Annotated in this window: 7 protein-coding genes; 3 read left to right on the plus strand and 4 right to left on the minus strand. The window is 56.5% G+C overall.

Annotated features, from left to right (window positions below):
- The gene (locus G494_RS0113065) at positions 1–513 is read right to left on the minus strand and encodes an NADH-quinone oxidoreductase subunit B (protein WP_028584903.1); all 513 of its coding nucleotides are present in this window, start codon (positions 511–513) and stop codon (positions 1–3) included.
- A complete protein-coding gene (locus G494_RS0113070; RefSeq protein WP_028584904.1) occupies positions 504–863 on the minus strand; it encodes an NADH-quinone oxidoreductase subunit A in 360 nt (119 codons plus the stop codon). The genes G494_RS0113065 and G494_RS0113070 overlap by 10 nt, the downstream gene beginning before the upstream one ends.
- Before the next feature lie 935 nt (positions 864–1,798).
- Here G494_RS0113070 and glgB point away from each other — a divergent pair.
- From glgB to G494_RS0113085, 3 genes are all read left to right on the plus strand, one after another.
- Positions 1,799–3,727 carry a 1,4-alpha-glucan branching protein GlgB gene (gene glgB / locus G494_RS0113075; protein ID WP_028584905.1) on the plus strand — a complete coding sequence of 643 codons (1,929 nt, stop codon included), beginning with the start codon at positions 1,799–1,801 and terminating at the stop codon, positions 3,725–3,727.
- 195 nt (positions 3,728–3,922) lie between these two features.
- Positions 3,923–7,561, plus strand: a complete 3,639-nt coding sequence (locus tag G494_RS25555; protein ID WP_084456807.1) for an OmpA family protein — start codon at positions 3,923–3,925, stop codon at positions 7,559–7,561.
- Positions 7,562–7,724: 163 nt separating this feature from the next.
- Positions 7,725–8,498: a TSUP family transporter gene (locus tag G494_RS0113085; RefSeq protein ID WP_028584906.1), complete on the plus strand. Its 774-nt coding sequence runs from the start codon at positions 7,725–7,727 to the stop codon at positions 8,496–8,498.
- 156 nt (positions 8,499–8,654) lie between these two features.
- On the opposite strand, the gene G494_RS0113090 is transcribed toward G494_RS0113085, so the two are convergent.
- Positions 8,655–10,262, minus strand: coding sequence for a DUF445 family protein (locus tag G494_RS0113090; RefSeq protein ID WP_028584907.1), 1,608 nt, complete (start codon positions 10,260–10,262; stop codon positions 8,655–8,657).
- Between the two features lie 59 nt (positions 10,263–10,321).
- On the minus strand, positions 10,322–10,981 hold the full coding sequence (locus G494_RS0113095; protein WP_028584908.1) for an HAD family hydrolase: 660 nt from the start codon (positions 10,979–10,981) through the stop codon (positions 10,322–10,324).
- Positions 10,982–11,375: the final 394 nt, after the last annotated feature.

Below are 11,375 nucleotides of genomic sequence, written 5' to 3' on the forward strand. Positions count from 1 at the left end.
TCAATCAAGAATCCCTTTAAAATCTTTATGGCGATCTTCCAGCACGCTCTCCCCTTTGATCTGATCCTGGATCTTCATCAGAGCATCCAGAACAGCCTCAGGGCGAGGCGGACAGCCGGAAATATACACATCCACCGGGATAATTTCGTCAATCCCCTGTACCGTACAGTAGTTGTCGTAGACACCACCGGAACTGGCGCATGCACCCATCGCCACTACCCATTTAGGCTCCGGCATCTGCTCGTAGATCCGTTTGAGGATTGGGGCCTGCTTGTAGCTGATGGTCCCACAGACAAGCATCAGGTCCGCCTGTCTGGGGGAGAATCGTACAACCTCCGCACCCCACCTCGAGATATCGAGCTGACTGGCTGCAGCACTCATAAATTCAATGGCGCAACAGGCCGTCCCAAAAACCATTGGCCACAGCGAATACTGTCGACCCCAGTTGACCACCACGTCAAGCTTGGTGGTCAGTACCGATTCGCCCAGTTTTGCTTCTAATCCTAACGCCAATTGAGCACCCCTTTCTTTAAGATGTAAATAAGACCTGTTAAAAGCAGGACCATGAAGACCACCATCTCAGTAAATCCGAACCATCCCAACTCACGGATACTGACGGCCCATGGATACATGAACACCGCTTCAATATCAAACAGGAGAAATAGTATCGCGAGCAGATAGAACTTGACGCTGAACTTCTGATCAGCAAAGCCTATCATTCGCTTGATACCACTCTCATAGGGATCGTTTTTTATCTCGCCTCCGGCGCTTGGTCCAAGGAACTTGGCCAAACTCATGATAAGCGGGACAATTACAGCAATGCCGATCAGGGCAATTGCCGAGAGAACCAGTTCTGTTGCCATGGCTTCAACCTCTTGAGTGTGATTGAATTAAAATGAAGCTACTCGGGATTTAGTAGCTTTTTTATATGATATTAATGAAAAAAAAATGAACGGGTATTCATTAACTGTCCACTCGGCATCTGTCAAGGGAAAATAAACAATGGGTCAAAAGTGACCCAAAAAACCAGAAGACGTGTCTTTTTGCCCCACGCGACCACCTTGTGCAAACTCAACCTATTGTTCAGGACCTGCTCGTGTGCTCAGCCGGCGGTTCCCCTGGAAAGGAAAGAGAAACAGGGCGCTCGGCTCAAGCGCTCAGCACTCTGCCCACCCGGGCAGGACCGCTCCAGGCCGCCGCTTCAGCCAAGCCGTCCCTGCCGGCTCATTGCCAAAAAAATTCTCCTTACCACTTCTCCCATGGACGATTGACGCCGACAATGGTAGAAAGTAGAGACTGTAGGGTAGTTTGACAATTTCGTTTTTTCGATCAAGATCAAGGCATGGGAAAATGTCACCGCTGAGATATCCATGCTCTTCTGAGGATATAATTTTTACCTCAAGCCAGTGATTGGCAGAAAAGGCGGTTTTTCAAGGTAGCCTATAGAGAGAGCAGCACAGCGCAACGGTGAGCACGCCCTCCTACCCGGGCAGGGGTATTCTTTCCGCCTCCATCGGAGGGGAAGAGAAGCCCCAAGCTGTTGCCGGGCAACACTCCCTCCCCTGCCCCGGCAACGGGCAGAGCGGGAAACCTCCAGGGAAGCAGATGATCTTGACACGCCCCACCCCACAAATCGACACCGGTCCACGGCTTCCCCCAGCCCTTTGCCCTTTACCCCTTGCCTTCGCACCTGAGAGTCGCTCGCTCTGTTGCAGCTTTCCTCTCTCCCCTGTAACCGGTACCGGCAGCATGACGTTCCCTCATCTTCCTGTCCCCAAACTGAGCTCTGGTGATTCCTATGCCAACTGAATACCTCCCAGGCCGCGCGGCCCCAAGCAACTGGCTGAGTAACTTCGACCGCTACCTGATCGGCGAAGGGACCCATGAAAAGACCTATCAGAAGTTCGGCGCCCACCTCATCGAAGCAGACGGAGAGGCAGGCGTTGTCTTTACCGTCTGGGCACCCAATGCCCGTGAAGTCTCGGTGATCGGCGATTTTAACGGATGGCAGCCCCAGGCCCATCCCATGCACTCCTCGAACTCCGGAATCTGGAGCCTGTTCATCCCTGGTTTAGCTGAACACAGCGTCTACAAGTATCGGGTCATTACCCAGGACCTGCACCAACTGGACAAGGCCGACCCCTACGGCTTTGCCATGGAGGAACGCCCCAGGACAGGCTCGGTTGTGGTCGACCTGGATCGCTACCAGTGGCAGGATCAAGAGTGGCTGGCAGAGCGTGAGCAGCGCCAGGGTCTGGACCGACCCATCTCCATCTACGAGGTCCACCTGGGATCCTGGCGTAAGGAAGAAGACGAACAGTGGGGGAACCGCTATCTCAGCTACCGGGAGCTGGCCGCCACCCTGATCCCCTATGTGGTGGACATGGGATTCACCCACATCGAAATCCTGCCCATTGCTGAATACCCCTTTGACGGCTCCTGGGGATATCAGGTGTTGGGTTTTTTCGCCCCCACCTCCAGGTTCGGCACCCCGGAAGATTTCATGTACTTCATCGATCAATGCCATCAGGCCGGCATCGGGGTGATCCTTGACTGGGTTCCTGCCCACTTCCCCAAAGACGACTCAGGTCTGAATAATTTTGACGGCACCCAGCTCTACGCCCACCATCACCCCTTCCAGGGTGAGCATCAGGACTGGGGGACCATGGTCTTCAACTATGGCCGCAACGAGGTCCGGGCCTTCCTGATCTCCAATGCCCTCTTCTGGCTGGACAAGTACCATATCGACGGGTTGCGGGTGGATGCCGTGGCCTCCATGCTCTACCTGGACTACTCCAGGGAAGAGGGCCAGTGGATCCCCAACGCCTACGGCGGCAGGGAAAACCTGGACGCTATCCACTTCCTCAAGAAAACCAACGAAGTGCTCCATGGGGTCTTCCCCGGGGTCCTGACCATTGCCGAGGAATCCACCTCCTGGCCCATGGTTTCCCGCCCCACCTACCTGGGGGGCCTGGGTTTCAGCCTCAAGTGGAACATGGGCTGGATGCATGACACCCTCCAGTTCATGGAGACCGACGCCCTATTCCGCAAGTACCACCACAACCTGATGACCTTTGGCATGCTCTATGCCTTCCACGAAAATTTTGTCCTTCCTCTGAGTCACGACGAGGTCGTCCATGGCAAGAAGTCCCTGCTCGGCAAGATGAGCGGCGATGAATGGCAGAAATTTGCCTTTCTCAGGGCCTACCTTGGTTTCATGTGGGGTTATCCAGGAAAAAAGCTGCTCTTCATGGGAGGAGAGTTTGGCCAGTGGCAGGAGTGGAACCATGATACCGGTCTGGAGTGGAAGGCCTTAGAGAGCCCCTATCATCTGGGATTGCAGCGCTTCAGCCGTGATCTCAACCGGGTCTACAAGGCTGAATCCTCACTCCACGAACAGGACTTTGACTGGACCGGCTTTTCCTGGATCGATGCAAATGATTCAGATAACTCGGTGCTTTCTTTTCTGCGATTTGGAAAAAATCCTGGTGACTTTCTGATTATTATCTGTAATTTTACTCCTGTTGTCCGCAAAGATTACCGTATCGGTGTCCCCCAGGCCGGAAGCTACAACGAGCTTATCAATTCAGATCTTGGCGTATACTCTGGTAGTGATGTGGTGCGCAACCAGCAACTGGAGGCCACCGCTGAGCCCTGTCATGGTAAGAACTACACCCTGTCTCTTACGCTGCCGGCATCGGCTACACTGATACTTAAACCCTGTTGAGAAAAGGGTATCTTGAACACCTACGTTTTTCACTAACCGTCAAGGAAGAGGGCTAATGTAATCGCAGACATAGGAGGAGCCATGTCTGCGCCGTAATCCTGCATTGTCCGGCCAAGACTCTTTATAAAAAACAGCTGTTCGAGAAGCCTGACGTTTTGTTATTTAACGCAGTACAAACCGCAACCAAAAAGGCCTATGAAAACACGTACGATTATCCTGACAGTGATTGGTATTGTTGTTTACATCATGATCGCCAAATACCATGGCGAGTTGGTGAAAAACAACCCCCTCTCCGATGAAGATGCTGCCCAGCCGATAGCCCAGGTTGAACCGGCAGCCGGCAATGACGCCACCCACGCAACCCTTAGCGAGGCTATCCCAGAGAGCCAGGCGGAACAGGGCCACGAGGAGGCGGCCCCAGCCGGCGGTCACCAGGAAGCTCCTCCCCAGGCCGATACCGCCCAGGCTCCGCCGGCCCACCCGCCCGCAGCCGACCACCAGCCGGCAGTGACGGCCCAGGAGACCCCGGAACCGGCCCCGGACCACGAGGAGATGGCGCTTGTTGCCGCCCAGGCACAACTCAGCGACGACCTTGCCCTGAAGGAGCAACAGATTCTCGAGCTGCTCGAAGCCCAGGAGATCGTTGCCGCCAAGTACCAGCAGCTCCTCCAGCAGACCGAACGTGCCAACAGCGTGATCCTTGAGCTCAAGGGCGAACGCGACAAACTCCTTGAAGTTCTGGAGAATACAGAAGGCACGACCCAGGAGTTGATGGCGGCTCAGCTGGCCCTCCAGGACAACGAGAAGGCCATTGCCACCGCCAACGAACGGATCGTGCTCCTTGGCGAAAAAAACGCAGCCACCCTCGGCCAGCTGGATGAGGCCAAGGCCACCATCCAACAGCTCAAGGCAGCCCTGGTCGATGCAGAGTTGGCCAACACCAAATCAGAAAAGATTGTTCAGGAAAACGACGATAAGTTCACCAGCCTTCAGCAGCAGATTCAGGACCAGATCGGGGAGATCGGCCGCCTCAAAGCCAGGCTGACCGATGCCACCTCCCAGCTGGCAATCACCCGCAACTCCATCAAGAAGGCAGACCTCAAGGCCGAGGCCATGTTTCGCTTTGGTCAGGAAAAGGAAAAGCGGGTTCTGCCCCTGGAAGAAGAAATTCAGGGCCTGAAGATGCAGTTGAGCGAAAAGGAAGCAGCCCTGGAAACGGCCCTTGCCGAAGCGGTTGCCAACCGGGAGCTGATCCAGGAACAATCAACAGCTGTGGACACGCTCCAGCTTGCCGGTGAGCAGCAGACCGCTCAACTGAGCCAGCTTGAGGAGCAGGTAACCGCGCTGAATCAAGAACTTGAAGCTAAAACCACCGAGCTCGCCGCCGGGCTCGAGCTGCTCGAAAAGACCGAGGCTGGTCGCCAGGAGCTGGACCGCCAACTCACCACCCTGGGCGAGAAGGAAGCCGCGCTCCAGGTACAACTCGAGGAGTTGAACACCGCCAGGCAGAAGGCACTTGATCGGCTCGCGACCATGGATACTGCTCTGAGCGAGGCCCAGGGTGCCGCAACTGCTGCCCAGGAAGCAGCCAGCCAGTCCGGTGAGGCCCTGCAGCAGGCCGAGGCTCAGCTGGCAGAACAAACCAACGCCCTCCAGGATGCCGAGACCCGGATCCAGGAGATGGTCACCAAAACCACCACCTTAAGCGAAGAAAACCTCACCCTCTCTGCCAGGGTCGAGGCCATGGAGGCTGATCAGGAGCAGTTTGAGACCCTGAAGGCTGCCTTGGAAGAGGAGAGCAACTCCCTCACCGCCACCCAGATCATGCTGGCTGAGGTAGAGGCTGCCAACCTGGGCCTGTCCGCAGATCTGGAGGCCAAGACCGCAGCCCTGGCCGAGAGCGCCGTTCAGCTGGAGACCATCCCCACCCTGCAGGCCCAGCTCGATGAAGCCAACGCGGCCAGCGCAGCGGTTCAGACTCAACTGGAGGAGGCAACAGCCGCCTCTGCCGCAGTTCAGGCCCAGTTCGACGAAGCCGTAGCCGCCTCTGCCGCTGTTCAGGCCCAGCTCGATGAAGCCGTAGCCGCCTCTGCCGCTATTCAGGCCCAGCTCGATGAAGCCGTAGCCGCCTCTGCCGCTATTCAGGCCCAACTCGATGAAGCCATAGCCGCCTCTGCCGCTATTCAAGCCCAGCTTGACGAGACAAGCACAGCCAAGGCTGCTGTTGAGGCCCAGCTGGCGGAAGCAACTGAAGCCACTGCAGCACTTCAGGCGCAGTTAGACGAGGCCACCGCTGCCGGAGCAGCAGTCCAGGCCCAGCTGGAGGAGGCCACCGCTGCCACCGCTGCGGTCCAAACCCAGCTGGATGAGGCCAACGCTGCCGGTACCGCTCTCCAGAGCCAACTGGATGAGGCCATTGCCAAGGCAGCCAACCTGCAGACCTCCATCAAGGAAAAAGAAGCAGCCCTGGCTGAGAGCCAAAATCAGCTGAGCCAGGCCCAGAGCGGCAATGCCGAACTCACTGCCAAGGTAGAAGAACAGACCAAACAGCTCAATGAACTGAAGGTCGCACTCAGCGCAGTTCAGGAAGAGAAGGTTGCCCTGGGCGAGCAGATTTCCCAGCTCCAGGCTACGGTTACAGAGCTGGAAAAGGTCAAAGATCAACTGGCCGAGACCACCAAGGTATTGAGCGCCACCCAGGCAGAGCTGAAGACCGCCAAAGCCCTGGAAGCACAACTCAGTGAACTCAAAGGGCAGCTGGCTGACCAGGCCAACCAACTGAAAGCTGAACAGAAAGAGCGGAGCGCCGCTCAAAAGAAGGTGGCCGGCGTAGAGGGTCAACTGGAAAAGACCACAGCAGCCCTTGCTGCCAAGAGCGAGCAGCTTGCTCAACTCGAGGAGGCCCATAAAAAGGCCACAGCCAAGGTCAAGGAATTGAACACGGCCAGGGAGCAACAGGCCGCCCAGGCCAGTGCCGCCCAGGAGCAGTTGAAGGCCAGGGAACAGGCCGTAACCGAGCTCAAGGCCCAGCTGGACCAGGCCAAGGCAGAACTTGAGCAGCTCAACAGCGCCGCCGGTGCCGATAAGGAGCAGATCAAGCAGCTCGACCAGACCATCCAGGAACGGAGTGCGGCCCTGAAGGCTGCAGAGGAGAGCGTTGCCGCTCTCACAGAGTCCAACCAGGCCCTCAACCAGCAACTCGCGGCCGCCGCTGCGGCGGCAACCCAGCTGCAGAGTGAAAGCGACGCCATCAGGACAGAGCTTACCGCGCTGAAGGACGAACAGGCGGCTCTCCTCCGTCAGTCCACAGATACCGACAAGGATGGCGTCGTTGACGCCGATGACCAGTGTCCCGAGACCCCTGCAGGGCTTGCGGTGAACGAACAGGGGTGCGAACCTGATACGGACCAGGACGGCCTGGTTGATCGCCTGGACCTCTGCAATGACTCTGCCGCAGACGCCAAGGTGAATCAGTTGGGCTGCGCTGCGGCCAAGCGTATCATCCTCAGCGGCGTGACCTTCAAGACCGGCACCGCCAACCTGACCGATGCTGCCCGCAACAGCCTGGCCAAGGTGGCCGTCATTCTTGGCCAGCTCCCGGAGGTCAGGCTCGAGGTCGCAGGCTACACCGACTCTGTTGGCGATGAAAACCGCAACCTCCAGGTCTCTGAGCTCCGTGCCCAGGCCGTGGTCGCCTACCTGACCGAGCAGGGTATTGCCGGCGAGCGGCTGATCGCCAAGGGCTACGGCATGGCCGACCCGGTGGCCGATAACGCAACCCGGGAAGGACGGGCCAGGAATCGGAGGGTGGAACTCCACCAGATAGTTGAATAGGCCTAAGATCCTTTAGCCTAAACCAGCAAGGCCCTGTCACCAACGGTGACAGGGCCTTTTTTCATTGTCGTTTTAGCTTGCAGGGTACCTGCCTTGTGGCCATTAGGGTACCTTGAAAAAAACTTTTTCAAGGTGGCCAATATTTAAACAACCGACTCTTCGTATGGAAATCACTCAGCTTTCAACAGAACTCCTCTCTTTTTTATTTGTAACCGCCTTTGTCGCTGGCTTTCTTGATACCCTGGCCGGCGGTGGTGGCCTGATCTCACTGCCGGCGCTGATCTTAAGCGGGATTCCTCCACTATCAGCCTTGGGAACCAACAAGTTACAGGGTTCAATGGGCACAGCAACCGCTACCTATGTCATGCTTTCCAACAAAAGAGTGCGCTGGAGCGAAGTCAAACAGCTTATGCTGTCAGCCTTTGTTGGTTCCCTCCTGGGTACCATCGCTGTTCAGTTTATGAACCCGGAGATCTTGAACTTCGTTGTACCAACGGTGCTGGTTGTGATTTCGATCTATTTTCTGCTTGCTCCACAACCAAAGATCGATGGTGGCAGGTCACGGATTTCATCCGCTGTCTATCAGAAGACAGTAGTTCCCCTGATAGGATGGTATGACGGCATGTTTGGCCCAGGTACTGGATCTTTTTTTGCCTTTTCCGGGGTCTCACTCAGAGGTCAGGGACTGATTGAGGCAACTGCAGTGGCTAAGACGCTCAACTTTTCGACAAACTTTGCCTCATTGGCGATCTTTTTGATTGCCGGTAAGGTGGCATGGCTTGCCGGCATGGTCATGATCCTGGGGCAGTTTGCCGGTGCATGGCTCGGCTCCCATTGTCTCTTCAAAATAGATCATAAAATTTTGAGGCTGATCGTTGTTGCCATGTGTCTGCTCATGCTGCTCAGGTATACCTTTTCCATGGGATGGCTCAGCTAAAGGCGGCCTGGAGGCAGATTTCTCCAGGCAGAGTACCCTTTGATTCTTTGAGAAATCGCCTCGATTAGCCACAACCAGGGAAAGAAGATCGGCAGGGTACACCAGGGGCCGCTGCCAAGCTTCAAGGCGGGGAGTTGTGGCTGAGGTTCAAGCAGATCAGAGCAGACGCATGATCACCAGGTTCAAACAGCCGATCACAAAACCCAACAGTGCGCCAAAGAGGTTGATATACTTAAACTGCTCCTCCATGATCGAGAGCAGCAGCTGCTCCAGCTTCAGGAGGTCCAGGGAATCCACCTTCTGGGTGACCAGCTCGTTGATATGAAGCGAGCCCACCAGACCGGGCACCTCCTTGAGCAACATCTTGTTGGTGGTCAGGACGACATAATCGGTGATCCCCTGCTGCACACCTTGGGGGATGACGGCATGGAGGCACCCCACCGGCCGCTCAAGGAGCATATCCGTGGCCCGGCCCACCAGGATATGGAGCAGCCGTTCCAACCCCTCCGGGCGAAAGAACCGCAGGGCCTCGCTAACCAGGGTCTCGGTAAAGGCCGCTGGATCCTCCTGATCCTGGAGCCGTGCCAACAGGGTATCCAGGGTAATTTCACCCTGGTCTAGCCAGGACTCGATGCTCTCCTCCAGGAGGATGGAGCCTGTTTCCCCTGGACCATCACCCCTGACCATGGTCAGCAGCTGCTCCGCCAGCAGGCTGGCCAGCTCCTCCACCTGCTCGTCTCCGGCCCGGGCAAGAAGATCGGCAAGGGGCGTCTCCATGAGCTGTTGCACCTGTGCACTCAAGACCCCGGCAACCTGGGTCGCCATCGCAGGCTCCTGCAGCCAGGCAATGATATCCTCTTCCTTTTCTCCCAGATAGCTCTCAACTGTACTTTCCAGGGAATCCATATCGATAAATCCCCTGGCCATGGCGCCCACCGGGCCCAGGGAATCGATGAAGTGATCCACCCCGGAGAGTATACCGCGAATGATCTTGGCACGGATGGTCGGCTCGGCCAGTTGATAGCCAAACTGGCGCATCAGGGCAGGGGTATGTTCCCCAATCAGCCCCTGAACCATCTCCATGGTCTGTCTGGGAAGCAGTTGTTCCAGACTCTTGCCCTGGCAGGCCGAAGACACCAGCCAGGCGCGGATCATGGCCGCCAGTTGTACCGCGGTCTCAGGCTGGACAAGGATATGGTGGATGATCCGGTTAAAATAGCGGTAGAGGGTGGTCCTGGACTCGGGCGCCAACAGATCGTTGACCTGAAGACCTGCTGCGGCAGCGAGACGGGCCTCAAGGAAGCCGCGGATCTCCTGCTCCCACTGCTCCCCTGCCATGAAGCTGCTGATCCCCACCCCCAGTCGATACTTCAGGGTGGTGACGGCTACCTTGAAGTAGGCCTGAAAGCGCTCGGGTACAAAGGAGGAGACGGGTCCCAACTCCTTGCGCAGCACCCCCTGCAACCTTTGATCCACCAGGCTGTGGAGATGGTTCTGAAAGGGTTCTCTGGAGAGGGCTGTGCCGATCTCGGTGCTGGTCAGGAGGTGTTCCCCCACCATCTCACCGATGTTCACAGCCAGAAGATGACGCTTGGCAGGGATGACCCCCGGGGTCATGGGCAGCCGCATCCCGAAGAGATGCCAGGCCTTGAGCGGCCGGAAGAGCATTCGAATGGCCACCCGGTTGGTAAGATAGCCGATAAAGGCGCCGATAAGCGGTGGTCCGGCATAGCCGGCGATAACTATTAAATCTGCTGACTGCACTTCAAGATCCTCTTAATGATAAATTTTTCGGTCCCTGACCAAAGTAAACAACGATCTCTTCAGGATCCCTGGACAATGGTGATCAATTCCGCGGGATCTCCGATCAGGTAACTGGCTCCGGCAGCCTTGAGCTCTGCTGCCTCCCTGAAGCCCCAGAGAACGCCCACACTGGCGAGACCGGCACCACGGGCCGTGGCCATGTCCACCCCGCTGTCGCCCACGTAGAGTACCTTCTCCCTGGGAAGCTGCAGTTGCTCGATGATCTCGATGGCCCCGACAGGATCGGGCTTCCTGGCAACCCCCTGGCGATGTCCGTACCTGGGATAAAAACGATACCCAGGCAGCAGTTTGCTCACACAGCGCTGGACAAAGGCATCCGGTTTATTGGAAAGGATACTCAAGCCAACCCCCAGCTCCACCAAGGTCTCCAGCATGGCCTCTATCCCCGGGTAGGGAGCGGTGACCACATCCCAGTGGGCGCCATAATCCTCCTTGAACAGCTCGACGGCCCGACCCATGGCGGCAGGGCTACGCTCCTCCGGCGGCAGCATTCGTTCCACTAGTACAGCCACCCCCTTGCCGACAAAATAGCGATAGCTTTCCAGGGGATGGGACGGCAGCCCAAGCAGCTGCAGCACCCGGTTACCGCTGGCTGCCAGGTCTGCCAGGGAATCAAGCAGGGTCCCGTCCAAATCAAAAATGACGGCTTCATAGTTCATCTCGTCTTTTGCTCCTCTTCTCACGGTACTGGCTCTCTTAAGGGTCATTGAAAAATGAGATTTTTTGTTCAAGATCAGCTAAGCGCAGACTCCGAGCATGGTGAGAATGTAACCGCAGCCATCTATCTGATATTCCGAGGATACAATTTTCACCATGAGGCAGACACCATAAGGCGGCAGAGATGGGAAGAACATGCAATGTTTCAAGGTAGCCTAAAATCAGCGCCCAGCCAAATCTACCAGCATACCAGCCAGATGATGGGGTAGTAAATACTTTTCCCTCTACTTGGTTCTCAATCACTCATGGATAAGGCACCATAATTATGCATAAATATACCAAAGAGCCATAAAAAAACACTTTTTTCAAGATCCATCCGCCCTTCCCTAGCGGCTG

It is taken from the genome of Desulfogranum mediterraneum DSM 13871 (genome assembly GCF_000429965.1).
In the GTDB taxonomy this organism is placed as follows: Bacteria; Desulfobacterota; Desulfobulbia; order Desulfobulbales; family Desulfobulbaceae; genus Desulfogranum; species Desulfogranum mediterraneum.

Excerpts from the sequence above, each read along its gene's own strand:
- glgB (WP_028584905.1), top strand. The coding sequence starts at position 1,799 with ATGCCAACTGAATACCTCCCAGGCCGCGCGGCCCCAAGCAACTGGCTG.
- G494_RS0113095 (WP_028584908.1), bottom strand. The coding sequence starts at position 10,981 with ATGAACTATGAAGCCGTCATTTTTGATTTGGACGGGACCCTGCTTGAT.
- G494_RS0113070 (WP_028584904.1), bottom strand. The coding sequence starts at position 863 with ATGGCAACAGAACTGGTTCTCTCGGCAATTGCCCTGATCGGCATTGCT.
- G494_RS0113085 (WP_028584906.1), top strand. The coding sequence starts at position 7,725 with ATGGAAATCACTCAGCTTTCAACAGAACTCCTCTCTTTTTTATTTGTA.
- G494_RS25555 (WP_084456807.1), top strand. The coding sequence starts at position 3,923 with ATGAAAACACGTACGATTATCCTGACAGTGATTGGTATTGTTGTTTAC.